Origin of the sequence: Streptomyces sp. NBC_01116 (assembly GCF_041435495.1) — a bacterium.
GTDB lineage: Bacteria > Actinomycetota > Actinomycetes > Streptomycetales > Streptomycetaceae > Streptomyces.
In genome coordinates, this window is record NZ_CP108644.1 from 3,543,053 (window position 1) to 3,568,507 (window position 25,455).

General features: G+C 73.9%; 21 protein-coding genes. 7 read left to right on the forward strand and 14 right to left on the reverse strand.

All coding sequences use genetic code 11. From position 1 onward, the window contains the following. Nucleotides 1-34: 34 nt before the first annotated feature. From OG245_RS15460 to OG245_RS15475, 4 genes are all read right to left on the reverse strand, one after another. The gene (locus OG245_RS15460; RefSeq protein WP_371624110.1) at nucleotides 35-1,150 is read right to left on the reverse strand and encodes an ADP-ribosylglycohydrolase family protein; all 1,116 of its coding nucleotides are present in this window, start codon (nucleotides 1,148-1,150) and stop codon (nucleotides 35-37) included. A gap of 132 nt (nucleotides 1,151-1,282) precedes the next feature. Then, nucleotides 1,283-1,927 (reverse strand): hypothetical protein, encoded by a 645-nt coding sequence (locus OG245_RS15465; RefSeq protein ID WP_371624111.1) that lies wholly within the window; start codon nucleotides 1,925-1,927, stop codon nucleotides 1,283-1,285. A gap of 9 nt (nucleotides 1,928-1,936) precedes the next feature. Continuing rightward, the gene (locus OG245_RS15470; protein ID WP_371624112.1) at nucleotides 1,937-4,348 is read right to left on the reverse strand and encodes a tetratricopeptide repeat protein; all 2,412 of its coding nucleotides are present in this window, start codon (nucleotides 4,346-4,348) and stop codon (nucleotides 1,937-1,939) included. Between the two features lie 227 nt (nucleotides 4,349-4,575). Further along, on the reverse strand, nucleotides 4,576-5,373 hold the full coding sequence (locus OG245_RS15475) for an SDR family oxidoreductase (RefSeq protein WP_371624113.1): 798 nt from the start codon (nucleotides 5,371-5,373) through the stop codon (nucleotides 4,576-4,578). 59 nt (nucleotides 5,374-5,432) lie between these two features. Between OG245_RS15475 and OG245_RS15480 the strand changes: the two genes are divergently transcribed. Further along, the gene (locus OG245_RS15480) at nucleotides 5,433-5,807 is read left to right on the forward strand and encodes a MerR family transcriptional regulator (RefSeq protein WP_371624114.1); all 375 of its coding nucleotides are present in this window, start codon (nucleotides 5,433-5,435) and stop codon (nucleotides 5,805-5,807) included. Between the two features lie 61 nt (nucleotides 5,808-5,868). Here OG245_RS15480 and OG245_RS15485 read toward each other — a convergent pair whose 3' ends face one another. Together OG245_RS15485 and OG245_RS15490 are read right to left on the reverse strand one after the other, a co-directional pair. After that, entirely contained in the window at nucleotides 5,869-7,221 is a 1,353-nt protein-coding gene (locus tag OG245_RS15485) for an MFS transporter (protein WP_371624115.1), read from the reverse strand. Nucleotides 7,222-7,252: 31 nt separating this feature from the next. Beyond that, nucleotides 7,253-8,677, reverse strand: coding sequence for an FAD-binding oxidoreductase (locus OG245_RS15490; RefSeq protein ID WP_371624116.1), 1,425 nt, complete (start codon nucleotides 8,675-8,677; stop codon nucleotides 7,253-7,255). Between the two features lie 247 nt (nucleotides 8,678-8,924). Here OG245_RS15490 and OG245_RS15495 point away from each other — a divergent pair, with 247 nt between their 5' ends. Next, complete coding sequence (locus OG245_RS15495; protein WP_371624117.1) at nucleotides 8,925-10,055, forward strand: LuxR C-terminal-related transcriptional regulator; 1,131 nt, start codon at nucleotides 8,925-8,927, stop codon at nucleotides 10,053-10,055. A gap of 197 nt (nucleotides 10,056-10,252) precedes the next feature. On the opposite strand, the gene OG245_RS15500 is transcribed toward OG245_RS15495, so the two are convergent. Further along, entirely contained in the window at nucleotides 10,253-10,717 is a 465-nt protein-coding gene (locus OG245_RS15500; RefSeq protein ID WP_371624118.1) for a hypothetical protein, read from the reverse strand. Between the two features lie 74 nt (nucleotides 10,718-10,791). Between OG245_RS15500 and OG245_RS15505 the strand changes: the two genes are divergently transcribed. Next, complete coding sequence (locus tag OG245_RS15505; RefSeq protein ID WP_371624119.1) at nucleotides 10,792-11,355, forward strand: TetR/AcrR family transcriptional regulator; 564 nt, start codon at nucleotides 10,792-10,794, stop codon at nucleotides 11,353-11,355. Nucleotides 11,356-11,406: 51 nt separating this feature from the next. Here OG245_RS15505 and OG245_RS15510 read toward each other — a convergent pair whose 3' ends face one another. From OG245_RS15510 to OG245_RS15520, 3 genes are all read right to left on the reverse strand, one after another. After that, a complete protein-coding gene (locus tag OG245_RS15510; protein ID WP_371624120.1) occupies nucleotides 11,407-12,261 on the reverse strand; it encodes an MFS transporter in 855 nt (284 codons plus the stop codon). Nucleotides 12,262-12,406: 145 nt separating this feature from the next. Continuing rightward, nucleotides 12,407-13,234 (reverse strand): NPP1 family protein, encoded by an 828-nt coding sequence (locus OG245_RS15515; RefSeq protein WP_371624121.1) that lies wholly within the window; start codon nucleotides 13,232-13,234, stop codon nucleotides 12,407-12,409. 190 nt (nucleotides 13,235-13,424) lie between these two features. Continuing rightward, nucleotides 13,425-14,093 carry a class I SAM-dependent methyltransferase gene (locus OG245_RS15520; RefSeq protein WP_371624122.1) on the reverse strand — a complete coding sequence of 223 codons (669 nt, stop codon included), beginning with the start codon at nucleotides 14,091-14,093 and terminating at the stop codon, nucleotides 13,425-13,427. 115 nt (nucleotides 14,094-14,208) lie between these two features. Here OG245_RS15520 and OG245_RS15525 point away from each other — a divergent pair, with 115 nt between their 5' ends. Further along, on the forward strand, nucleotides 14,209-14,643 hold the full coding sequence (locus OG245_RS15525; protein ID WP_371624123.1) for a hypothetical protein: 435 nt from the start codon (nucleotides 14,209-14,211) through the stop codon (nucleotides 14,641-14,643). Nucleotides 14,644-14,701: 58 nt separating this feature from the next. Here OG245_RS15525 and OG245_RS15530 read toward each other — a convergent pair whose 3' ends face one another. Continuing rightward, nucleotides 14,702-17,284: a bifunctional FO biosynthesis protein CofGH gene (locus OG245_RS15530; protein ID WP_371624124.1), complete on the reverse strand. Its 2,583-nt coding sequence runs from the start codon at nucleotides 17,282-17,284 to the stop codon at nucleotides 14,702-14,704. A 342-nt stretch (nucleotides 17,285-17,626) separates the two neighbouring features. Here OG245_RS15530 and OG245_RS15535 point away from each other — a divergent pair, with 342 nt between their 5' ends. Beyond that, nucleotides 17,627-18,385, forward strand: coding sequence for an HAD family hydrolase (locus OG245_RS15535; protein ID WP_371627892.1), 759 nt, complete (start codon nucleotides 17,627-17,629; stop codon nucleotides 18,383-18,385). 113 nt (nucleotides 18,386-18,498) lie between these two features. Here the strand turns inward: OG245_RS15535 and OG245_RS15540 are convergent, their stop codons facing one another. Both OG245_RS15540 and OG245_RS15545 read right to left on the reverse strand, forming a co-directional pair. Continuing rightward, a complete protein-coding gene (locus OG245_RS15540; protein ID WP_371624125.1) occupies nucleotides 18,499-19,983 on the reverse strand; it encodes a peptidoglycan D,D-transpeptidase FtsI family protein in 1,485 nt (494 codons plus the stop codon). A 177-nt stretch (nucleotides 19,984-20,160) separates the two neighbouring features. Beyond that, complete coding sequence (locus OG245_RS15545; protein WP_371624126.1) at nucleotides 20,161-21,006, reverse strand: LLM class F420-dependent oxidoreductase; 846 nt, start codon at nucleotides 21,004-21,006, stop codon at nucleotides 20,161-20,163. 120 nt (nucleotides 21,007-21,126) lie between these two features. On the opposite strand from OG245_RS15545, the gene OG245_RS15550 reads away from it, so the two are divergent. Then, complete coding sequence (locus OG245_RS15550; protein WP_371624127.1) at nucleotides 21,127-21,645, forward strand: sel1 repeat family protein; 519 nt, start codon at nucleotides 21,127-21,129, stop codon at nucleotides 21,643-21,645. A gap of 11 nt (nucleotides 21,646-21,656) precedes the next feature. Here the strand turns inward: OG245_RS15550 and OG245_RS15555 are convergent, their stop codons facing one another. Continuing rightward, a complete protein-coding gene (locus tag OG245_RS15555) occupies nucleotides 21,657-24,602 on the reverse strand; it encodes a GNAT family N-acetyltransferase (RefSeq protein WP_371624128.1) in 2,946 nt (981 codons plus the stop codon). Between the two features lie 114 nt (nucleotides 24,603-24,716). Between OG245_RS15555 and OG245_RS15560 the strand changes: the two genes are divergently transcribed. Further along, nucleotides 24,717-25,445, forward strand: coding sequence for a siderophore-interacting protein (locus tag OG245_RS15560; RefSeq protein ID WP_371624129.1), 729 nt, complete (start codon nucleotides 24,717-24,719; stop codon nucleotides 25,443-25,445). Nucleotides 25,446-25,455 lie beyond the last annotated feature (10 nt).

A 25,455-nucleotide genomic window follows, 5' to 3' on the forward strand; every position in this document is an offset into this window, starting at 1 on the left:
CCCCTCGGCCGCGCGGGTGGCGATCCGGCCGGCCTCAGCCGCGCGGGTAGCGGGCCAGCCAGCCCGGGGCGACGGCCGCCGGGCTGTGCAGGGCGGGGCCCTGGGTCATCTCCATCGCGAAGTCGTCGGCCAGTTCGAGGAGCGTGGCCCGTCCCTCCAGCTCCGCGAGCCAGGCCGGCGGCAGCGCGGTCTCGCCGTGCAGCGCCCCGAGCAGCGCCCCGCAGACCGACCCCGTGGCGCGGGAGGGGCCGCTGTGGTTGACGGCGAGCCTCAGCCCGTGCCGGATGTCCTCGCTGACCAGCGCGCAGTACACGGCGGCGGCGAGGACCTCCTCGGCGGCGTCGCTCGCGCCCAGGGCCTCGATCAGCGCCGGGCCCGGGATGCCCTGCCGCACCGAGCCGAGGGCCTGTCGCAGGGCCCCGGTCACCGGCTCGTGGCCGGGGCGTTCGGCGAGCAGCGCCAGGACGTGTCGCACGGCCCCGTCCAGGCTCTCGCCGCGTGCGAGACCGTGCACGAGTACGGCGAAGGCCCCGGCGGACAGCTGGGCGGCGGGGTGACCGTGGGACTGGGCCGCGCACTCGACGGCCAGCTGGAGCACGAGTCCCGGCTCCCAGCCCACCAGGAGCCCGAACGGCGCGGACCGGGTGAGGGCGCCCGCGTCGCGGGCGGTGGGGTTCTTCGGCCGGTCGAGGGTGCCCATGACGGAGTCCCCGAACCCGCCCAGGCATTCCCGGGCCGGCTCGCGGCGGGCGTAGAGCCACTCCTCGGCGGCCAGCCAGCCGTTGTCCTCGCGCCGCTCGTCGGGCCCCCAGTCGTGCTGGGTGGCGGCCCAGCGCAGATGGGCCCGGTGCACATCGGTGGGCGGGTGCCATGCCCCGGTGTCACGGCGGACCTGGGCGCGGATCAGCCCGTCGACGGTGAACAGGGTGAGCTGGGTGAGGGCGGTGACGGCGCCGCGTCTGCCGTGCGCGGGGACGTAGTCGGTGACCCCCTCGGCACCGTGGGCGGCGCGGATCTCCTCCAGCACGAGCTCGCTGACCCCCGCCCCGAGCGCGTCCCCGACGGCCCCGCCGAGCAGTGCCCCACGGACCCGGCTGCGGAAATCCTGCTGCTCGGCCCGGCCCCAGACCGCCGTGGTCCCTGTGCTCACCCCGGTCCTCCCCGTCACGACATGCTCGTCCGCGCGGGCCTCTGCGGGCGACCGCGCAAGCACTGTAATCGAACGGGAACGGGCCGTAGAGGGGGCGACCTGGGTACGTACGGGTATGTCGACGGACGTCCTTCAGGTCGCGTTTGACCGGTGCGGGAGTCGGCGTCCGGGACGCGCCTGGGCCGCCGCGGCGGTGAGCACCGCGTCGGCCACCTCCGCGACCGTACGTCCGCCGCCGGTGTCGACCCGGTCCAGGTCCAGCGCGTCCACGGCCTCCAGCATCAGCTTCTGAAAGCGGCCGGTGCGGGCCAGGAACCGGTCCATGAGGTGCCGTTCCGCGTCCGTCGCCTCCTCGTAGCGGCCCGCCGCCCGCACCCGGTCGCGTACGACCGTGTCGTCGGCGGTGAGCCACACGGCGGCCGTACGGGGAACCGTCAGGCGGGCGACGCGGGCGGGCCAGAGCGCCGAGCCCTCCAGGACCAGGCCCGGAGCCCCGGATCCCGCGCGGTCGGTGATCAGCTCCTCGATGCGCGGCCAGAGCCGTTCGTAGTGGTCGAGGACCGAGGCGAGGAGTTCGTCGGTGGTCGACGTCCCGTAGTGCTCGGCGACATGCGGCGGCACCTCGTGCTCCGGGGTCCGCCAGGGCCGTCCCGGGTGCCGGGCCAGGCCGTCCGTGGAGCGGTGCTCGAAGCCGAGCCGCCCTGCCACCGCCTCGGCGACCGTCGACTTCCCGGTGTTCGAGGTCCCGCCGATCAGCACCACCCGCACTTCGCGCATCCCCCGACCCTACGACCCCGTCCGGGCCGCCAGCCGCTGCCGTTGCGCCCGCGCCCACGCGTAGTCCGGGTCCAGGACCAGCGCCCGGTCGAGGTCCGCCAGCGCTTCCGGGATCCGGCCGAGCGCCTCCAGCGCGAGGGCCCTGCTGCCGTGCGCCCAGGCGTAGTCCGGGTCCAGGGCCAGGGCCCGGCCGTAGCAGGCGACGGCCTCCTCGGGCCGGCCCGTCGCCCGGTACACCTCGCCCCGCTCCCCCTCCGTACCGGCCTGGCCGGGGGACAGCTCCTCGGCCCGGTCCAGATCGGCGAGGGCGCCCACCGGGTCGCCCAGGACGGTGCGGACCCGGGACCGCCTCACCAGCGCCCAGGCGTACTCCGGCCACAGCGCGATCGCCCGGTCGAAGTCGTCGAGCGCCTCCTCGTGCCGGCCCAGCACATGGCGGACCAGGCCCCGGCTGCCCAGCGGCACGGCGTCGGACGGGTCCAGGGCGTGCGCCCGGTCCAGGACGGTCAGGGCCTCCTCCGGGCGGCCCATCCGCCGGTAGGTCTCCCCCCGCTCCCGCACCGCCCAGGCCCAGGCGGGCGCGATCTCCTCGGCCCGGTCCAGGTCGGCGAGGGCCTCCTCGTAGCGGCCGAGCGAGCGCAGGATCACCGCCCGGCCCTGGTGGGCGCGTTCGCTGCGCGGGTCCACCGCGATCGCCCGCCCGTGGTCGGACAGCGCGGCCTCCAGCTCCCCGGCGCGGAAGCGGTCCCAGGCGCGCACCACGAGGGCGGCGGCCCGGTCCGTGTCGGTCAGCTCGGCCCGGGTCAGCAGGAGCCCGAGGGCGGCGGTGGGCCGGGGCCCGTGGTCCGTTATGGCGGCCAGCAGGTCCCGGCCCCAGTCGCGCAGTACGGCGTTGTCGGCGTCCTCGCCCGCCTCCGCGAGGGTCCGAGCCCAGTGCCGGGCGCGGGACGGCGCCTGCCCGCACAGCTCGATCCCGGCGCGCAGGGCCTCGGGCAGCGCGGTGCGGGGGCGGGCGCAGAGCCGGTGGTAGAGCACGTCCAGGGCGGCCCGGCGCCAGGGCTGTTCGGCCCAGAGGCGTTCCGGGTCGATGCCCTCGGCCGCCGCGTCCCGCCGGGCGGCGAAGGCGTCGGCCAGCCGGTCGTGCGCCGCCTTCCACCGTCGCGGCGACCCGGTGCGCTGGAGGCGGAGCATCGGGGCGCGGACGACGGCGTGGTAGCGGGAGTGGCCGGAGTGCCGCTCGGCGACGAACGGCAGCTCGTGCAGCCAGTCGTAGAGATCCGGCACGGCGTGCGGCCCGTTCCGCGGTGCGGCCACGGCGACGGCCACCAGGTCCTCGTCGAAGCGGCGCGGCAGCGCGCAGGCGAGCGCGGCCGCTCGGCGGGCCGGGTCGCTCTCCCCGGCCAGGAAGCGTTCGACGGCGGTGGCGTTCGCCTCCCCGGCCGCCCCGGGGTTGGCGGCGAGCGTGGAGACCAGGACGGGCAGACCGCCGGAGAGCCGCAGCACCTCCCGTACGACGGACTCGGTCACCACCCCCCGTCCGTGCAGGAGTTGGCGCGACTCGGCCTCCGTGAACGGCCCGAGCGGTACGTCGGCGACCAGCCGGCTCCGGTCGCCCCAGTGGACGGGGTCGAGGCGGCGCTGACCGGCCAGGGTGAGGACGAGGTTGGCGGGCAGGTCGCCGTACCGGCCGGGGGTCAGCAGGTCCGCCAGCCACCGGTCCAGTTGGGGTGCGGTGCGCTCGTAGGTGTCCAGGAAGAGGGCGATCCAGGGCACGGTGTCCGCGACCCGGTCCAGCTCGGCGACGAAGACCGGGGTGAGGACCCGCACCGGTTCCGCCAGCAGCAGGGCCTCCTCCTGCTGCCGGGCCCGCCCCCCGAACACGGCCCGCAGGCCGCCCGCGCCCCGCGCCACGACCGCCGGGTCGATGCCTCCGGCGAGCGCCCCGACGACGGGTATCGCCCCGGCCGCGATCAGCCCGGCCTGCGCGGCGGCGAGCGCCCCGGGCGAAGGGGCCCCGCCCGGCGTCCCGCTGTCCGCCGCGAGCCGGCCGGCCGCGTCGTGGCGCGCGCGCCGGTAGGTGGTGAGCAGCCGGTCCAGCGCCTTGAGCGGGTGTCCCTGCTCGGCGAACTGCGCGGCGAAGTCGGCGAGTACGTCCGGTACGGAGTCGGCGCTCTCGTCGACCGACGCGGTCAGCGCCCCGAACTCCCCCGCCACCTCCCGCCATTCCCGTACGAGCGAGGTCTTGCCGACCCCGGCGTTCCCCCGCACGTGGAAGACGAACCGGTGCCGGGGGTCCTCCGGCGGTCGCGCGAAGTTGGCCCGGTACAGGCCCAGTTCGGCCTCCCGCCCGACGAAGGCGGCGCGTCGCTGCCCTTCGACGATCTGCTGGAGGGAGAGGCGGCGGGGGCTCGGCGGATGCATGGGGCCAGTCTGTCAGCGGGCGGGCCCGGGCGGCCGGAACCTTGCCGCCTTGGCTCCGGGCGCCGCCCCTGTCCCGGGCTCCGCCCCGGCCCCTGCCGCCCGGCAACCTGCTGCCCGGGACCGGGGCTGCGCCCGGGACCGGACAGCGCCCGGGACCGGGACCAGGGCAGCACCCGACCCTGTGGCCCGTCGGACGCCTAGGCGTCCGTCAGACTCCTAGGCATCCGTCAGGCGCCGAGGCCCTGGCCGAATCCGCCGTCCACGGTCAGTTCCACTCCGGTCGTGAAGGTGGCTTCGACCGCCAGGTACAGCGCGGCGGCGGCGACCTCCTCCACCGTGCCGCCCCGGCCCATCGGCGTGGAGGCGTTGCCCTGTTCGACGAACTCGGCGCGCTGCTCCTCGGTGAGTCCGGCGACGCCCATCGTCGGGGTGAGGATGAAGCCGGGGGCGATCGCGTTGACGCGGATCCCCCGGGGGAGCAGCTCGGCGGCGAGCACCTTCGAGAACGCGGCGACGGCTTCCTTCGCCGCGGAGTAGGCGCTGAGACCGGGGAAGATCTGGTCGTTGGAGACGGTGGTGAACACGATCGAACCGCCCTCGGCCATCAGCGGCGCCAGCCGCTGGACGGTGAAGAAGGCTCCCTTGGCGTTCACGTCGAAGATGCGGTCCCACGACTCCTCCGTGACCTCTTCGAGCGTCTGGAACTCGGCGATGCCCTGATTCACGAACAGGTGGTCGATGCCGCCGAGGCGGTCGGCGACCTGGTCGCGGAGGGCGTCGATGGCGTAGGCGTCGGCGGCGTCGGAGCGCACCGGGTGCGCCAGCGGGGTGCCGAGCGCCGCCTGGGCCTCGGCGAGACGCTGGTCGTCGCGGCCCGTGTACAGCACTTCGGCGCCCCGGTCGGTCAGCGCCCGGACGATGGCCCGGCCCATGCCGATGGTGCCGCCGGTGACGACCGCCTTCCGGCCGGCCAGGGCCTGCGGGTCGATGGCGGAACGGTGCTGGGGCTTGCGGTCGGTTGTCATGCCGGTGAAGCTAGACCTTGACATTGACGTCAGAGTCAATCTTCCGTGCCGGGAGTCACATGTTCATCGGCGAGCTGTCGAAGCGCACCGGTATCAGCACCAGGAGCCTGCGGTACTACGAGCAGCAGGGGTTGCTGCGACCGCGGCGGCGAGCCAGCGGCTACCGCGAGTTCAGCGAGCCCGACGTCGCCGCCGTACGCCGGATCCGCATTCTGCTCGCGGCCGGACTGAACACCGACCTGATCCGCGAAGTGCTGCCCTGCATGGCCGAGGAGGGCACCATCCTGGCGCCGACCTGCGAGGAGATGGCCCGGGACCTCCAGCACGAACGCGAGCGCATGGGCCGCTCCATCGAACAGCTCCAGGCCGCTCACACCATGCTCGGCTCGATCATCCACGCGGGCGAGGCGATCACCGGCGGCCGACGCGCCTGAGCGCCCCGCCACGGGCGGAAGGGTCGGTGGACGGGCGGGCGGGCGAGGGCTCGTGCCGTGGTCAGGGCGTGCGCCGGCCCAGGGTGAAGGCGACCAGGGCGGCGCCCAGCGGGAAGAGCGCCACCACGCCGAGCGCCGTGGAGAGCGGCATCGACCTCGCCAGCGCGCCCGCGGTGGCGCTGCCGACGCCGCCACCGACGAAGAACGTGAGGTTGAGCAGACCCATCGCGCCGCCGCGACGGGCCGGTTCGACGTGTCCCGACATCAGCGCGGTGGTGAAGACCTGCGTGACGGAGAACGCGGAGAAGCCGAGCGAGGCGCCGAGGACCAGCAGCAGCACGCCGGAGCCGGTCGGCGCGCCGGCGAGGGCCGCGGCGAAGGCGAGCGAGACCGCGGCGAGGAGCCGGTTGCCGTGGTCGCCCGCGGTGAGCCGGCCGGCCAGTCTGGAGAGCACCGCGCCGACGACCGCGCCGGGCAGCAGCAGGACGCCGACGGACAGGACGCTCAAGCCGTGGTCGCGGACGAGGAGCTGCGGTACGGCGTACATCGCGGCGAACAGGCCGCCGTACACGCCGATGCCGATGACGGCGGCCTTCAGGAACACGCGGTCGGTGACGAGCGCGCGTGGCACGAAGGAGGTGTCGCCGTCGCGGGTGCGCCAGGTGAGTCCGGCGGCCGACAGGACCAGTACGACGGCGGTCGCGATCACCGGCAGGGTGCCCAGCGCGAGCGCGGAGGACTGGATCAGCACGAGGAACGACATGGCGGTGAGCGTCAGCAGAGCCGCGCCCGGCAGGTCCATCGAGCGGCCGGAGCTCCTGCGCGCAGGCGCCCCGGACAGGCACATGGGGACGACGATCAGGGAGAGCGCGGGCAGGACCAGGGCGATGCGCCAGGTCACCCACTCGGTGAGGACGCCGCCCGCCAGGGTGGCGCCGGCCGAGAAGATCGCCATCGTCGCCCCGAATCCGGCGAAGACCCGCGGCCGCCGGTCCGGCGGCACCGAGGCGGTGAGCGCCATGGCACCGGCCGCCATGGCACCGGAACCGGCGGCCTGCACGAAGCGCCCGGCCACCAGGACGCCGAGGCTGGGCGCGACGAGGCAGACGACCGCGCCGACCGCGAGGGCCGGCGAGCCGAGCAGCAGGGCGGCGCGTACGCCGCGGGTGTCGGCGAGGCGGCCGAACAGCGCGGTGCCGACGCCGAGGGCGAGCGCGTGGGCCGTCAGGACCCAGGCCGTCGCGGTGGCCGAGGCGTCGAGCGAGGACGCCACGTCGGGCAGGGCGACGCCGGCGGCGGTGACGCCGAAGACGACCGGGCCGAACAGGGCGCCGTAGCGCAGCCCGTCCGAGCGGGCTCCCGGCGGGGGGACGGTGCCGGCGGCCGCGGTCGACGCGGCCTCGTGCGTGGTCATGATGGACTCCTGAGGAAGACGGCCGACTCGTTCACGGGCGCGGCGCGATGGTGTGGTTGAGCCGGAAGAGGTTGCCGGGGTCGACCTCGGCCTTCACGCGCGCCAGCCGGCCCAGGGTCTCCGGGTCGAAGCACTCCGCCGCCGAGCCGGCCGTGTCCGCGCCCGCGAGGAAGTTCAGGTAACGGCGGCCCGTGCTCCACGGCTCCATCGGCCCGAGGACCGCGTCCGGCGAGCCCGGGGGCGAGAGCGTCGTGAGCGTGAACGCGCCCTCGCGGACACCGACCGCGTTGGGCACCTCGGCGGGCCGCGCGAGCGCGCCGCCGAGGTGACGCACCTCGACCATCAGATCCCCGCAGGGCGAACCGGACCCGGCCGCCCGCAGCAACGCCTCCATGGCATCCGCCCCCAACTCCCGCAGCACGATGTTGCGTTCGTGGTACGCGAGCGGATGCACCGGGTCCTTGTGGATGTCGGCCACCGAGGTGTACGGCATCTCGCCGACCCCGTCCGTCAGCGGCGTACCGCTCGCGCGCAGCGGACGGACGAGCCGCTCCCCCTCCTCGGCCCGGCCGGTGAACGCGATCCGCACATGCGCCGCGAACGTGCCGCGGAGGAACTCCGGCACGTCCGGCACGTCCGGCAGCCGGAGCAGCGACACGGAGGAGGTCATCTCCTCGGGCACGGTCGCGGTCCACTGCCGCCAGGTGTGGAGAACCTGCGCCGCCTGCTCACCGGGGAAGTAGATCCCACCGCCGTAGAGCCGGCGCACCGGCATCAGGCCGAACCAGAGCCCGGTGACGATGCCGAAGTTCCCCTTGCCGCCGCGCAGCGCCCAGAACAGGTCCGGATGCTGGTCGCGGGTGACCTGCCGGACGCTTCCGTCAGCGGTGACGATCTCGATACAGGTCACGTGGTCCGCGGCGAAACCGTACTGGCGGCCCAGCGGACCGAGCCCGCCTCCCAGCGTGTAGCCCACGACGCCGACCAGCGGCGACGACCCGTTGAGCGGCGCCAGGCCGTGCGGCCCGCCGGCCGCGATCACCTGGTGCCACTGGGCTCCGGCCTCCACGTACGCCGTACGGGTGAGCGGGTCGACGGCGACCGCGTTCATCCGGCGGGTGGCGACGAGGACACCGCCGCGCGCGGGCGCCGCGATGCCGTGGCCGGTCGCCTGAACGGCGATCGGGAGCGCCTGCCCGGCGGCGAAGGACACCGCGGCGGACACGTCCCCGGCCGACCGGGCGGCGACGATCACGTCGGGCCGGTGCTGCCCGATCCGGTTGAACCCGGCGAGCTCCCTCTCGTACCCCGCGTCCAGCGGAGTGAAGACCTCACCCTCGAGCCGTGCGGCGAGCCCGTCCCTGGCTCTCCCGGCGATGCCCGTGCCTCCGGTCCGCCCTCCGTCTCCGGTCCGCCCGTCTCCGGTCTGCCCTCCGTCTCCGGTCCGTCCTGCCACGATCACGTCCTTCCTCCCGTGCCGCGCCGCGGTCCCGCACGGCGCGGCGGCGATGAGGAGCAGTGTTCTCGTCCGGCGGGCCCTCTCCCATCCCCTGCTCAGGGGGAACGGGAGAGGGCCGGCCCCTTGGTCGAGGGGGCCGAGCACCCCGGAGGAACAACGGAGCGCCCCGGAGAAACGGCGTGAAAGAACTACCCCCCTCAGAAGGGGGGTTGGAGCCGGGCAGCAGGGCTGACACAGTCGTGAGATGACCGGTTCGACGATCTCGCGCACCTCGGCAGGCCGGGCGGAACTGCTCTCCCGGTCCGCGAAGGCCACCGACGCGCTCGGCATGTTCGCCGAGGCGTCGGCCCACCTGCGTCGCCTCCTGCCGTACGACGCGGCGGTATGGCGGGTCACCGACCCGGTGACCGGCATGATGACCGCGCCGATCCGCGCGGAGAACCTGGACGAGGGCGGCTGCGCCGTCTACTGGGAGTCCGAGCTGTTCACCGAGAACGTCAACCTGTTCCGCGATCTCACGCGGGCCTCCGTCCCGGTCGCCGGGCTCCGGCGGACCACCGGTGACCTGCCCGCGCGCAGCACGCTCTACCAGACCTTCATGCGGCCCCGCGGATTCCAGGACGAACTGCGCGCGGTCCTGCGCGTGGGGGGCCGTCCCCAGGGTCACATCAGCCTGTTCCGGGCCCAGGGCCGCCCGGCCTTCGACGACGCCGAGACCCGGCTGATCGCCTCCGTCGTCACTCCGCTCGCCAAGCAGCTGCGCTCGTTCGCCGAGCCCGCCCCGCAGCCGCTGCCGGACGCTCCGTACGGCCCCGGACTCCTCCTGTTCGACCCGAGCGGCAGGCTGCTGTCGGTCAACGACGACGCCCTCATCCATCTCGACACCCTCCCCGAGGGCCCCGCCGTGCCCTCGCCCCAGGGCATCCGCGTGCCGGCCTGGATCCAGGCGACGGCGATGAAGGCCCGCGCCGTCGCCCAGGAGCGGGACCGCGGCCAGGCGCGTGCCCGCGTACGGAACCGGGCCGGCCGCTGGCTGGTCTGCCACGCCTCCTGCCTGCGGGAGGCGGACGGCGGGCTCGGCGCGTCCGCGGTGGTCATCGAGCCCGCGAAGGCCTCGGAGATCGTCCCTCTGATCGTGGACGCGTACCAACTCACCGACCGGGAGACCGAGGTGACCCAGTACATCGCACGCGGCCTCCCGACCGGCGAGATCGCCGCCCGGCTGCACCTCTCCCCGCACACGGTCCGGGACCACATCAAGGCGGTCTTCGAGAAGGTCGGGGTCTCCAGCCGCGGCGAACTGGTGGGCAGGCTGTTCACCGAGTACTACGCGCCGCTCGCGGAGCAGAACATGACGCGGGTCCACACCGGCTGACCCCGGGGCGGCCCGCCGCCCCTCCGTCCGCGTGCCGGTGAGGCCGCTCCCGCCCACTCACCCACTCCTTGAGCACCGGCGCTCATGATCGCGCCCCGGTCGCTGTCCAGCGTGGCGCGCGTGGACACGGAAGCGACCGCGGCAGACACGTCGGCATGGGCCGAGCCTCCGGACCGCCCCGGCTCAAGCCGCCCTCGTCAGGACCTGACCCGCGCCCCGGCCCAGGCACGGGCGGCCGTCACGTCCTGCGTGGCCGTCGTCGGGCAGCCCCAGAGCCGCTCGCCGCTGTGGATCGCCTCCGCGTGCTCCGCCGGGATGTCCGACGGCGCCACGAAGGCGAGGCCGCGGCAGTACGCCGTGAGGCCGGGCCGGATCGACTTGAGGGTTCGGACGCGGTCGGCGGTGGAGGTACCGGATGCCGCGCCCCCTCCCGTCGCCGGTGCCGATGCCGTTCCTGATGCCGTTGCCGTTCCTGGTGCCGTTGCCGTTGCCGCAGGAGTACGTCCCTGCGGCGGTGCGGGCATCAGGAGGACCGCCGCGAAGGGCTCGGCCCGCTCCGTGAGAGCGCGCAGTTCGTCGAGGACGAGCGCCTGGGCCTGGTCCATCGGCAGGCCGGAGGCGTCGATCTCCCGTGGCTGCCGTACCGCTCCCTGTGGGTCCATCAGCCGACCCTAACAGCATTAGCGACCAATGGTCGCTAATAAAGGCTCGCTCTCCCCTGCGTACGCTTGCCCCGATGAACAGCACCGGAAGGACCGGGCCCGGGCGGCCGCCGCGGCTGAGCCGGGAGCGGATCGCCGATGCCGCGCTCCAGGGGGACATGGCGACGCTCACCATGCGTCAGCTCGCGACGAGGCTCGGGGTCTCCCACTCGTCCCTGTACCGGTGGGTGCCCGATCGCGACGGCGTGCTGGACCTCGTCAGCGAGGTCATGGTCGACCGGGTGCTCCCCGAGGACGAGCCCGACGCCGGGAACTGGCTCGACTGGCTGGAGCGGCTGGCGTGGGCGATGCACGACGAGTTCCTTGCGGTACCCGGCTACGCCGCGCATGTGGCCCGCCCGCACCGCCACCACCTCGCGTCCTTCGAGAAGCTGCGCGACGGGGCCGTCGCCGCGTTCCTGGCGGGCGGCGCGGACACCCGCCAGGCCGGGCAGAACTGGGCCGTCTTCGGACTCGGCGTGGTCCGTTGGCTGGCGGCAGCGGGCAACGCCCCGGAGGAGCCGCCGTTCGCCCTCTACCTCGGTACGCTGCTGCGCGGCCTGCCCCGGCACGACGAGGAGCACCGCCCGCACCCGTGACCTCCCCCGCGGCCCCCGCGTCCACCGCCCTCATGAGCCCTCCGGCCCGGCTCATCCGCGCCCGGCGCGCAGGCTCGCCGCCCCGCTGAGCAGCAGCACCCCCAGGAAGACGAGCAGAGGCGCGGCCCAGGTCCCGGTCACGGTGCGCAGGACGGAGGCGGCGACGGGTCCGGTGGCGGCGATCAGATAGCCGCCCGTCTGCGCCACCGTGGACAGGGCGGCGACATGGTCCTGGTCCCGGCCGCGCTTCACGTACAGGACGCCGACGACCGCCTGCCCGCCGCCGAGGCCCGCTCCGAGGACGAGCACCCGGACGGCGGGGAGCGTCGCGGGGGCCGCGAGGAGCCCGGCGTACCCGAGACCGCAGAGCAGGAGGACGGCGAGCAGGTGGGGGCGCTGGTCGGTGCGGGCGGCGGCCAGGACCGGCGCGAGGAAGCCTCCGGCCGCGACGCCGAGGATGGACAGGGACTGCATGGCCCCGGCCGTCGCTTCGGACACCCCCGCCTCGACGAGGATCACGGGCAGCCAGGCGAACGTCGTGTAGAAGAGCAGCGTCTGGAGGCCGAAGTAGCCGATCAGGCTCCAGGCGAGGCCCTTGTCACGGCCACCGAGGACACGGAACCGCACCGGCTCGGGACCCACCTCCCCACCCGCGTACCGCAGTTGAGGGGCGATACCTGCCGCCGCGAGCGCTGCCGGGACGATGGCCAGGGCGACAGCCGTACGCCAGGAATGGCCGGAGGACTCCCAGACGAGGACCATCGACGCGGCGACCAGCGCGGACCCGGCCCCCATCGACAGTGCGTAGACGCCTGTCATCACCCCGGCCCGGCGCGGAGCGAACCGGCTGCGCACGAACACCGGGATCAGCACGTTCACGACGGCGGTCGCGATGCCGACGAGCACCGTGCCGATGCCCCGGGAGTCCGTACGACCGGGGGACCTGGGCCAACTGGACGACCTGATGGAGCAGTATTTCTGGCCGCCGGACCGACGGCAGGGATCGACGGGCCGAAAGCCGGAACCGACGGACCGATGGCCGGGGGCGGCTTCAGGCCCAGGGGTCGAAGGGGATCCCGGCGGGCTTGGAGTTGTTGAGCAGAGTACGGAAGCGGTCGTCCTTGTCGGTGACCTTGATGGTCGCGGCCCCGAAGTCGGCGTTCATGAGCTTGTCGCGCAACTCCGTGCCGGGGAAGCCGTTCCAGTCGACGACCGGAGGGTAGCGCCAGGTGCCGTAGTGGTTCTCGGGCGGCTCGTCGCCGCCGTTGGCGAGGCGGAAGAAGTGCGTGCTCGGGCCGTCCTTGTGATAGACGACCTTGGGGTGCGAGCCGTCGAACCGCACCTGCGAGCGCGGGTAGGTCTTCACGGTGCTGTGCTGCGTCGTCGAGACGTAATCGACCTGGCCGAAGCCCTGGTTGACCCAGGAGATCACGTGCTCGAAGTCGTGCCGGTGTCCACCGAGTCCGCTCCCGTGGACGGCCTGGTCCTTCTCGAAGTAGCTCGCGTAGACGATGCCGCACCAGCCGTTGTTGCACGTGGAGCGGGCGTACGTCTGCGAGTTGTCCAGGTCCGCCCGGTCCCGGCAACTGCCGTTGATCGCGCCGGTCGTCCTCAGTCCGGGCGCGAGGGTGCCGTCCGGGCCGATGGCGGGGGTGGCGTAGCAGCCGTCGCCGTCGTAGTCGTAGGCGGGCGAGAACGTCTGCTCGTAACCGCCCGCGTTCTGGGGCAGGTTGCCCGGCGGGTCGGCGTGGGCGGTGGAGGCGGGAATCAGGACGAACAGGGCCGCGGCGGCGAGGACCGCGCCGGCGCGGGTGAACAGGGCCCTGGCGCGGCCGGCCGGCCCGGGGGCGGCGGGGACGGGTGGGGGCGGCTTACGCATGCTGCCTCTCTCTCCTTGCCGGATGTCGCCGTGTGCCGCCGCACGGCGGAGGCGGGCGATCCGCCTCCGTCGTACGGGCACTTGCCGCAGTCTGATGGAAGACCCCGGCAATTGTCCGTACACGGTCACAACATTTCCTGACGCGGTGGCGACAAGGCGGTGACGACACGGCGGCAGGGAAGGGGGCGGGTCACCCTTGCGGGGCGGCTTCCGGCTTGTGGGCGATGAAGCCGGCGACCGGCCGCTTCGCGCCTTCCCCGGGCTCCTGCAACGTCCGGCCCGTGATGACGAACCCCGCCCGCTCCAGCAGTTCGGCGATCCGGTCGGCGGGCAGCCGATAGCAGTCGAAGGTGGCGGAAGGCCCCCCGTAGCCGTGTGTCAGACGCTGGTGTCCGTCGTCGCCGACCCGGGTGACGACCAGCAGGTGCCCACCGGGCGCCAGCGCTCGATGGAACTCGGCGAACGCGCCGGGCAGCGACTCCGACGGCAGATGATGCGTGGAGTAGAACGCGAGAATGCCGCCCAGTTCGCCGTCGCCGCGCTCCAGCCCGGTCATCGAGCCGACCTCGAAGCACAGTTCCGGGTGGGCCGCGCGGGCCAGTTCGATCATCCTCGGCGACAGGTCGACCCCGAAGGCGGAGACCCCCAGCCCGGCCAGGTACGCGGTCACCTTGCCCGGCCCGCAGCCCACGTCCGCCGTCGGCCCGAGGCCGGACGACGTGACGAGCTCGGCGAAGGCGCCCAGCACGGCGCGCGACAGCGCATCCAGCTCGGCCGGGTCCTTCACGGACCGGGCGTAGTCGGCGGCGACGGCGTCGTACGACCGCCGGATCTGCTCCAGGTACGGGAATTCCAGCATCCCGCGAGGCTATGCCGCTCCCGGGCCGGACGCCCACGGGCCGGACGCAGGCGGGCCGGCCGCCTACGCGTGTGACCGAGTCGTGTGGATCACCCTCCGACAGATCATCCAGATCATGAGCAACCTCATGGTCAAGGGCACGTTCGTCAGCGGCTTCCTGGACGACTACGGCAGTGCGGTCCGCACGTTCGAGCAGTCCAAGGGAAGTCGGTTCAACCCGGCATCCGTCTGGGGCAACCCCCCGATCGCGGCCCAGCTCGACGTCATGCGGTTCGTCCTCACCGAGCGTTTCGGGCAGCGGGAGTTCGACGTGCTGACGTACGCGAAGGAGGGCAGGCTCGGAGGGTTCGAGCGGCTCAGGGCCTCGGACGTCAGCGACAACGCCGTGGCGTCCCGCACCCGGACCGTGGTGATGGCTCCCTGCCCGAAGGCCGGGAAGAACTACGTCCTCGACCTGGACCTGCCGGACACCGGGAAGGACCGCGGCGAGGACCTCGAGCGCTTCGTCAGGTCGTACCTGCCGACCGGTCTCGCCGCCCTGGGCTGCTGAGCGCGGGGGCGGCGGGAGGGAGGGGCCGGGGCCGCGCCCCTCCCGCCCCGCCCCGCCCTCAGCTCGGCAGCACCGGCAGCAGTTCCGGCAGGTGCCCGTCCGAGGCCGTGGCCGCCGCGACGCGTTCGGCCGGGACCTCCCCGTACAGCGTGGTACGGGGGCGGGACGGGCGGCCCGCGAGTTGGGCGATGGCCTCCAGGCCCTGGATCGAGCGGTACGAGCCGTAACTCGACCCGGCCATACGGGAGATGGTTTCCTCCATGAGCGTGCCGCCCAGGTCGTTCGCGCCCGACCGGAGCATCTCCGCCGCGCCCTCCGTGCCGAGCTTCACCCAGCTCGTCTGGATGTTGGTGATGTGCGGGTGGAGCAGCAGCCGCGCCATGGCGGTGACCGCGCGGTTGTCACGGTCGGTCGGGCCGGGGCGGGCGATGCCGGCCAGGTAGACCGGGGCGTTGGTGTGGATGAAGGGGAGCGTCACGAACTCCGTCAGGCCGCCGGTCTCCTGCTGGAGCCGGGCGAGGGTGCGGAAGTGGCCGAGCCAGTGGCGGGGCTGGTCCACATGCCCGTACATCATCGTGGAGGACGAGCGCAGACCCACCTCGTGGGCGGTCCTGATGACCTCCAGCCAGGTGGCCGTGGGCAGTTTGCCCTTGGTGAGGACCCAGCGGACCTCGTCGTCCAGGATCTCCGCCGCCGTGCCGGGGATCGAGTCGAGCCCGGCCTCCTTGGCGGCGGTCAGCCAGTCGCGGATCGACATGCCGGTGCGGGTCGCCCCGTTGACGACCTCCATGGGCGAGAACGCGTGCACGTGCATGCCGGGGACGCGCTCCTTCACCGCGCGCGCGATGTCGAAGTACGCCGTCCCGGGCAGGTCCGGGTGGATGCCGCCCTGCATGCAGACCTCGACCGCGCCGACGTCCCACGCCTGCGCCGCCCGGTCCGCGACCTGGTCCAGGGAGAGCGTGTACGCGTCGGCGTCCGTGCGGCGCTGGGCGAAGGCGCAGAAGCGGCAGCCGGTGTAGCAGACGTTGGTGAAGTTGATGTTCCGCGTGACGACGTACGTGACGTCGTCGCCGACCACGTCCTTGCGCAGCGCGTCCGCGATCCGGCACAGCTCGTCCAGCGCCGGGCCGTCCGCGTGGAGCAGGGCGAGCGCCTGGTCGTCGGTGAGCTTCGTCGGGTCGTCGGCGGCCCGGCTCAGCGCCTGGCGTACGTCGGCGTCGATACGGGAGGGGACCATGCCGGGGGCCGCCGCCTCGCGGAGCGCCTCCCAGTCCCCGTACACCTCGTCGAAGTCGTCACGGCGGTCGCCCGTGCGGCCCTCGGTGTCGATGGTGGTGTGGAGGTCGGTGCGGCCGAAGGAGCTGAAGCCCTCGTCCGGTTCCTGCCAGGGCAGGCCGACGGGGATCGCGTCCTCGCGGGCCAGGCCCGTCTCCGGGTCGGCCAGGGCCCGGACGTGCGGGAGGAGGCGGGGGTCGAGCCAGGGCTCGCCGCGCTGGATGAACTCCGGGTAGATGGTGAGGCGTTCGCGGAGGGTGAAGCCGGATTCCGCCGTCCTCGCGGCCAGTTCGTCGATGTGCGGCCAGGGGCGCTCGGGGTTCACATGGTCGGGCGTCAGCGGCGAGACCCCGCCCCAGTCGTCGATGCCCGCGCCGATGAGGAGCGCGTACTCGGCGTCCACCAGATTCGGCGGGGCCTGGATCCGGGCGGACGGGCCGAGGATGTGCCGGGCCACCGCGATGGCGGCGGCCAGTTCCTCCAGCTCCGCGTCGGGCATCCCGCGCATCGCGGTGTCCGGCTTGGCGCGGAAGTTCTGCACGATGACTTCCTGGATGCCGTGGTAGGCGCGGGCCGTCTTCCGCAGCTCGAAGAGGGAGTCGGCGCGCTCCTCGTAGGACTCGCCGATCCCGATCAGGATGCCCGTGGTGAAGGGGACGTTGGAGCGCCCCGCGTCCTCCAGCACGCGCAGCCGTACGGCCGGCTCCTTGTCCGGGGAGCCGTGGTGCGGGCCGCCCGGCTCGGACCACAGGCGGGTCGCCGTCGTCTCCAGCATCATCCCCATCGAGGGGGCCACGGGCTTCAGGCGCTGGAGGTCGGTCCAGGTCATCACGCCCGGGTTGAGGTGGGGCAGCAGACCCGTCTCCTCCAGGACCCGGATCGCCATCGCCCGCACGTACGCGAGCGTGTCGTCGTACCCCTCCGCCTCCAGCCACTCCCGTGCCTCGGGCCACCGGTCCTCGGGGCGGTCCCCGAGCGTGAACAGCGCTTCCTTGCAGCCCATCGCCGCGCCCTCGCGGGCGATGGCCAGCACCTCGTCGGGCGACAGGAACATGCCGTGGCCGGCCCGGCGGAGCTTGCCGGGGACGGTGACGAAGGTGCAGTAGTGGCACTTGTCACGGCAGAGGCGGGTGAGCGGGATGAAGACCTTGCGCGAGTACGTGATCACGCCCGGCCGGCCCGCCGCCTCCAGGCCCGCGTCCCGGACGCGGGCGGCCGACGCCGCCAGATCCGTCAGATCGTCGCCGCGCGCCTGGAGCAGGACGGCGGCCTCGGTCACGTCGAGGGCGACACCGTCGCGGGCGCGTTTGAGGGCGCGCCGCATGGCGTTGGTGGTGGGGCGTCCGCTCTGAGCATCGGTCATGAACCGAGCATACGAGCGAGGTGCGCGCACCGGACCAGGGCCTCGGGGGTCGATGGTCGAGGAATCGCCGGTCACGACGTGCAGACGGTCGTGGTCGTGCACACGGTCGCGGTCGCGGTCGTGCACACGGTCGTGGTCGCGGTCGTGCACACGGTCGTGGGCGTGGGCGTGCACATGGTCGCGGGCATGGTCATGATCACACCCGCGCCTGGGCCGGGCCGTGCCTGGGCCTCTCGTCCTGCCCGTGGTTGCCCGTGGTCATGCCTGGGGTCACTCGTGCGGGCCGACTCACCCGGATGAGACCTCTCCGACGGTCTCCTCACGCTTAGTGTCGGAACGGTGATGGAAACGATCGTCCTCGACATCGGCGAAACCCTCGTACGCGACGACCGGCACTGGTCGTCCTGGGCCAACTGGCTCGGCGTACCGCCGCACACGCTCAGTGCGCTGGTGGGCGCGGCCGTCGCCCAGGGCCGCGAGGCCACGGACGCGCTGCGCGTCCTCCGGCCCGATATGGACGTCGAGGAGGCCTACCGCGCGCGGGCCGCCGCCGGGCGCGGCGAACACCTCGACGAATCGGACCTCTACCAGGACGTGCGGCCCGCGCTGGGCGAGCTGCGGGCCGCGGGCGTCCGGGTCGTGGTGGCGGGGAACGGCAGCGTTCGGGCCGGGGAGCTGCTGCGGGGTCTGGACCTGCCCGCCGACCTGGTGGTCACCTCGGACGAGTGGGGCGCCCGGAAGCCCGACCCGGAGTTCTTCGCACGGGTGGCCGAGGTGGCGGGCGCGGCCCCGGAGGCGACGCTGTACGTGGGCGACCACCCGGCCGAGGACCTGTTCCCGGCCGCGGCGGCGGGGATGCGGACGGCGCATCTGCGGCGAGGGCCGTACGGGCACTGGTGGGCGGAGCATCCGGACGTGGTGGAGACGGCGGACTTCCGCATCGACGCGCTGACGGAGCTGGTGGGGCTGACGGGGCCGGCCGGGTCGGCCCCGCCGCCCCCGTCCGGAGGCGCGTCGGACGCGTCGGACGCGGCTCCGGGCGGGGCTCCGGGCGGGGAGTCGAAGGTGGTGCGGCGGGGCGGGCTGAGATCGGTGCGATGACCGTCCTCGGCCGCGTGGACAACCCCGCGGGTCACTCCGCCCAGGTCCTGTGCCCGGTGCGGCGAGAGCGCGTCCATGGCGCCGCGGGGCAGGCGGCAGTGTGACGACAGGGCCTAGTCCCCCAGCACCGCCTGCATCACGCTCTTCGCGATCGGGGCGCCGAGCCGGCCGCCCGAGATGTCGGAGCGGGAGATGTCCATGTCCGTCGGGTCGATGAACACGGCGACCGCGACCGAACGGCCGTCGTCCTTCTTGCCGTAGCTGACGAACCAGCCGTACGGGACCTCGTCGCGGACGTTCACGCCGCGCTGGGCGGTGCCCGTCTTGCCGCCGACCGTCACACCGTCGATCAGGGCGCGCTGGGCGCTGCCCTCCTTCGCGGTGTGCTCCATCATCTCCTGGACCTTCTTCGCCGTCTCGGGCGATACGGCCTGGCTCATCTCCATCGGCTCGTTCTTCTCCAGCGTGGAGAGGTCCGGGCCGCGCAGCTCGTCGACGATGAAGGGCTGCATCAGCTTGCCGTCGTTGGCGAGGGCCGCCGTGACCATCGCCATCTGCATCGGGGTGCTGGTGAGGCTGCCCTGGCCCATGCCGGTCAGCGCCGTGCCGGGCTTGTCGAGCTTCGGCGGGTAGAGGCTCTTCGTGGCGAGCATGTCGCCGAACTCCTCCGCGTACACGTCCTCGTTGAAGCCGAACTTCTCCGCCGTCTCCCGCATCCGGTCCTCGCCCAGCTCGGACGCCGCGTCGAGGAAGACGTTGTTGCAGGAGTACTGCATGGCGGTCTTCATCGACGCCTTGTTGCAGACCGCGTCGCCCGCCTCGCTGCCGATCTTGTTGGTGGAGAGCGGCAGGGGGTACGGCGACACCGCGTCCGTCCTGGCGTCCACGTCCGTGACCACGCCGTGCTCCAGCGCCGCCGCGGCCGTGAGGATCTTGAAGGTGGAGCCGGGCGGGTAGGTCTCGCGCAGCGGGCGGTTGGCCAGCGGCTTGCCCTTCTTCTTCTCCAGCGCCGTGAAGCGGTCGCTCTCCTTGTACGAGATGCCGGCGAAGGTCTCGGGGTCGTACGAGGGCGTGGAGACCAGGGACAGCACCTTGCCGGTGCGCGGGTCCAGGGCGACCACCGCGCCCCGGGCGCCCAGGTCCGTCAGGCCCTTGTAGGCCGCCTTCTGCGCCTTGGCGTCGATCGTGGTGATCACGTCGCCGCCGCGCCGGGGCTGCCCCGTCAGGACGTCCTTGGCGTGCCGGAAGGCGAACCGGTCGTCCTGGCCGCTCAGGACGCTGTCGTAGGTCCGCTCCAGCAGCGAGGTGCCCCGGGACTGGGAGGCGTATCCGGTGACGGGCGCGTACATCGCGCCGTCCTTGTTGGTCCGGAGGAACGCGTAGTCCCGGCTGTCGGTCTCCTTCGATCCGGTGATCGCCTTGCCGCCGACGATGATGTCGCCGCGGGGGGTGGCGAACCGTTCGAACCGCACCCGGGCGTTGTTCTCGTGCTGGGACAGCTCCTGGCGGTCGACGTGCTGGAGCCAGTTCGCCCGCAGCAGCAGGGCCAGCACCAGCAGCCCGCAGAAGATGGCTATGTGCCGCAACGGCCTGTTCATTCCACTCCCCACCCGGGCGGGCTCCGATCAGCACGGCGGAACATCCGCCGACCGGGCCCGCGTATGCGTTCCCCGGTGAACAAGGATGCCTTGTGGGCGTGCTCGGTTGCACCGGCGGCCCCGGGCGCCCCTCCCCGGAGGTACGCCTCACCGTGTCGGAGCCACGCGGGGTGCGGGTCAGAGGTACGCCGCGTAGTCGTCCAGCGTCCGCAGGACCTCCGGTGCGTCCGCCGGGGGCAGCTGGAGCACGACCTCCTCGATGCCCAGATCCGCGTAGTGGGCGAGCTTCCCCGGGCTGGGCAGGACCGCGTACGGCACCACCTGGAGGTCCTCCGGGTCGCGCCCGGCCTCCGCCCAGGCCGTCCGCAGCTTCGGCAGGGACTCGGTGAGGCCGCCTCCGCCGATGGGCAGCCAGCCGTCCGCGTACTCCGCGATGTGCGCGAACAGCTTCGGGCCCGCCCCGCCGCCGATCAGGGTGCGCGGGCCGTTGACCGGGCCGCGCGGCCGCTGGACCGGCTTGGGGTGCGCCTCGCTCGCCTGTACGGAGCCGAACGCACCCTCGTACCCGGTCGGCTCGTCCGCCCACAGGGCCCGCATCAGGGCCATCCGGTCCCGCCCCAGGTCCCGGCGCGTCGACCACTCCACCCCGTGGTCGGCGGCCTCCTCGACGTTCCAGCCGTAGCCGACGCCCAGGGTGAACCGGCCGCCGGAGAGGTGGTCCAGGGTGGCCGCCTGCTTGGCCAGGTCGATCGGGTCGTGCTGGGCGACCAGGGTGATGCCGGTGCCCAGGGCGAGGCGCTCGGTGACGGCGGCGGCCTGGCCGAGGGCGACGAACGGGTCCAGGGTGCGGCCGTACTCCCTGGGCAGCTCACCGCCCATCGGGTACGGCGTGCTGCGGATCACCGGAATGTGCGTGTGCTCGGGCAGATACAGCCCCCCGAACCCCCGCTGCTCCAGCTCGCGGGCGAGTCTGACCGGGGTCACCGTCTCGTCGGTGAGGAAGATCGTCGTGGAGATCCGCATCGAGAACACCTCCGTCGTCCGTCAGCGCGTCATGCGTGCGAAGGGCCAAGGTATTCCGTAGGACAGGGAAATCCGAGACCGTCGCCCGGGTGCGGCGGGAGCGGGCGGAGAGGAGTTGCGATGGGGCCGGGAGCGAGACCGGGGCGAGGACCGGGGCTGGGACGTGGACCGGGGCTGGGACCGGGGCTGGGGTACTTCCTGTTGCCGGCGGGCGGCGCGCTGAGCCTGACCGGGGTCGTCACCGGCAACGGCACGCTGATCAGCCTGAGCTGGATCATGTGGGTGCTCGGGATCCTGCTGCTGTTCCGGAGCCGCACCCGCCGCCCCGTCGATCCGCGCGAGCTCGCGGCGGCGGCCGCCGCCGGGGACGCCCGGGCCGTGCGGGGGCTGCGGGCGCTCGCCCTGACCGCGCGGGCCGAGGGGCGTCCCGACACGGCCGAGCGGCTGCTGCGGCAGGCGGTGCGGGCCGGCGACGTGGAGTCGATGTGGGAGCTGGGCCGCCTGGTCGAGCGGCGCGAGGGGCTGGCGGCGGCGGAGCCGTGGTTCCGGATGGCGGCGGAGGCCGGGCACGTGGTGGCCAGGCGGCTGTTCCGGCCGGGCGGCGCACTGCACCCGGACGGGGCGGACCCGGCGCCGTAGGCCCCGCCGCGCTACGCGAGTCGCAGCGCGGCCTCCCTCGTCAGGAACGCGAGCCGGGCCGTCTTCTCCGGCTTCACGATCTCCGGGCCCAGCTCGAAGCCGATCCGGACCATCCGGGCGAGGGCCTTCTCGTTGCGGGCGTCGGGCTCGACGACGACCCGCAGGCGGGCCGGGTCGCCGAAGACGAAGCCGATGAACGCGGTGAGGAGGGCGTCCGTGTGCCCCCGTACCGCTTCCGCGCCCTCGGCGGGCGCGATCAGCAGGTGGATGCCGAAGTCGCCGGGCCGTACGTCGTAGCACTCGCCGACCGGGTCGGCGTCCGGCTCGTACGTCTGGAAGAGCGCGGCCGGGACCCCGTCGCGCAGGGCGAGGTAGGCGTGGTGCGTGGGCAGCGAGCCGACGAACTCGTAGATCTCCCGGACCTGTTCGCGCGTGTGGTCGCCCATGCCCCAGAACCGGGCCCGCTCCTCGGTGACCCAGCCGTGCAGCAGGTCAGCGTCGGCCGCTGGGTCGACGGGGACCAGGCGCACCGTCCCGAAGCCCTCGACCTTCTGCTCGTGGACGGCCGCGCGGAGAGCGGGAGGGGCGGGGTCGGTGGTGGCGGCGGTGGGGTCGGCGGTGGCGGTCATGGCGCGGGTCTCCTCCGGGTGGCGGGTCGTCGGGTGCAGCAGGTCCCAGTCCGTGACGACCGGGATGAGCGCGCCCCGCGCCCACAGGGGCGTCTGGTCGCGGTGGTGGGCTGATCCGGGGACTCCGGACGCGCCGAACGGGACGGCCCACCGGCTGTCCTCGCGGCGGGCCAGGTCCCAGACGTAACGGGCGGCCGGGCCCCGGGCGAACAGGTCGGTGACGCCGGGGACGGCGGAGGTGGACAGCACGCAGTCGTGGTCGCCCGCGAGCCCCGGCCGGGCCTCCTCGTCATCGGGCGTGAGGTCCGGCAGGGCCTGCCAGGGGGACAGCCGGTGCAGCTCGCCCCACGGGCCGGGCGGAGTCTCCTCGGCCGCCGCGGCGACGGCCTCGGCCGAGGCCGCGACCATCGCCAGCCGCTCCTCGTACGGCAGGAGTCCGACGGTGAGCAGGCTCTCCAGGGCGTAGCCGATCCGGGGAACGGCGGCGAGCCAGGGGCGGAAGAGCGCCGGGTGGGCGGCCGAGCGCCACGGGTCGTCCGCGCCCGTGACGCCCTTCAGGGCGGGGTGGCCGGCCAGCCGGTGGACGACGTCGGTGCGGAGGCGGGCGTAGAGGGTCGCGTCGGTGCTGTCCGCGTCCATGTGGCGGTCCCAGCGCAGCAGCCGGTCCCGGAGGCGTTCCGCGGCGGGGCCGAGACCGGGGGCCCAGGCCAGCAGGGACAGCAGGGGGCGGGCGGAGGCGAGGCGGGTGTCGGTGTGGACGGCGGCCAGGGCGGCGGGCGACCAGTCGGTGCGCGCGCCGAGCAGCTCCCGGATGCGGCGGGCCCGGTGCGGGGGCGCGAACTCCACGCCGAGCGGGGCGGCGAGGCCGCGCTCGTTGGCCATCACGGCGATCCCGCCGGGTCCGGCCGCCCCGGTACGGGGCAGGGGTGCGGCCTCGCCCTCGCGCCAGGCGTACGCGGGGTCCTCGGCGGGGACGGCCCGCAGCCGGTTGACGTGCGGGCGCACCGGGACGTGTCCGGCGACCCGGTGCAGGACGCCCCCGGCGGTGTCGGCGGCCAGGACCACGTTGACGGGTTCGACCCAGCGGTCGAGGGCGGTGTCGAGGTCGGCGACCGTACGGGCCCGGAGCAGTGCGGGCAGCACGTCGAACCCCAACTCGCCGGTGACGCGGGGCGGGTGGCGCAGGCTGACGGCACGGGGGCCCTCTGCGGAGGCGTCGGCGCCCGGGCCCTCTCCCTGGTCACCGCCGGGACTCCAGTCCAGGCCACCGCCCGGCTCACCGCCCGGGCCCCCGCCCGGCTCGCCGCCCGGCTCGCCGTCCGGGCCGCCGATGATCACCGGCCCCCGGTCCGTCTCGATCACCTCGACCGTCTCCGGGTCCGCCCCCGCCACCTCGATCGTCTCGGTGTGGGCGTGGGCCCGGTACCAGCCGTCCGGGCCGAGCGCCTCCACCCCGCCGTCCGGGGTGCGGCGCAGGCGCTCGCGGTAGAGGTCCTGGTAGTCGGCCATGGCGTTGGTGATCGCCCAGGCGACACCCCCGCCGTGCCCGAAGTGGGCGATGCCGGGGACGCCGGGGACCGCGAGGCCGATGACGTCGAACTCGGGGCAGGCGAGCCGGATCTGCTGGTAGACACCGGGGGCTTCGATGAAGCGGTGCGGGTCGCCCGCGATCAGCGGGGCGCCGGTGGCGGTGCGGGCGCCGGTGAGCAGCCAGCCGTTGCTGCCGGCGGTGCCGGGGCCGTCGGTCGCGAAGAGGGTCGTCCGGTGGTCGCCGAGCCGGCGGGCGACCTCTTCGCGCCAGAGTTTGGTCGGGAAGCCGGCGAACAGGATGTGCGTGGAGAGCCAGACACCGAGCGGGATCCAGGGCTCCCAGTGGCCGGGGGCCCGGCCCACCGCGGCGAACTCGGGCGCGTGGGACGCCCCTTCGGCGAGGCCGTCGTTGACGCCGTCGACGTACGCCGTCACCCAGGCGGCGGTCTCCGGCGCGAGGCGGCCGAAGCAGCGGCGGGCGGTGTCGGCGAGCCGGGCCCGCCGGACGAACCGGTCCCAGTCGACGGCTTCCGCACCGAGAGCGGAGGCGCTGGTGCCGAGCGACCGGTGCCGTTCGGTCTCCAGTTGCCAGGCCCGGTCGAGGGCGGTGGCGTATCCCTGGGCGCGGGCCAGCGCGAGGGCGTCGGGGGCCCGCAGGTGCGGTATCCCCCAGTCGTCGCGGTAGATCTCGAAGTCCTCGCGGGACGCTCGCGCGTCGCCCCGGGACGCCGCGGAACCGCCGTGCGCGTCCGCGCCCGGTCTCTCGCTGTCGACGCCGGTCGTCATCGTTTCGCCCATCCCCTGCATCCGGTGGTTTTCAGCCACTCCCCAGCCCCCGGAATTTAGGTTAGCCTAACCTAAAGTGACCTTTTGGGCAGTGGGCCGGGGCACCGGGGCGAGGCAGGAGACACCGTGGGGCATGGCTGGGAAGGCGTCGTTCTCAAACTGTTCCGGGGGCGTGACTTCACGTTCACGGTGACCGGAACGGAACAGGTCACCGACCGCTTCCGCCGGGTGTACGTGACCGACGGCGGGCTGCTCGCCGCGACCGGTGGGGCGCACCCGACGATGTGGGTGCGGCTGTGGTTCGAGAAGGACGGCAAACCGCACCAGCGCGCCTACACCCTGGTGGACCCCGACCCGGAGGCGGGCACGTTCGGTCTGGAATTCGCCCTGCACGAGGGTCCCGCCTGCGAGTGGGCGAGGACCGTCAGGATCGGCGAAACGATCGACGCGACACTCCAGGGCACCGGCTTCACGCTGCCCGACCCGACGCCCTCACGGCTCTTCGTGATCGGTGACGCGGCGGCGCTGCCCGCGATCAACTCCCTGCTGGACGCGGTCCCGTCGACCCCGGCGACGATCTGGTTCGAGACCGCGCACGAGGAGGACCGGAAACTGCCGTTCCGCCTCGACGCGGCCCACCACACCCTGCACCACGTGGAGCGCCGCGAGGGGGGCGGGCATCTGGTCTCCGAGGTGAAGGCGGCCCTGCCGGAGCTGCTCGGCGAGGACCGCACGGACGCGTACGTCTGGGTGGCCTGCGACACGGCGACCACCCGGACCCTGTCGGCGTACCTCCGCAAGGAGCTGGGCCTGCCCAAGGACCGGGTGAACGCGCTGGGTTACTGGCGGCCGTAGGGGCCGGCGA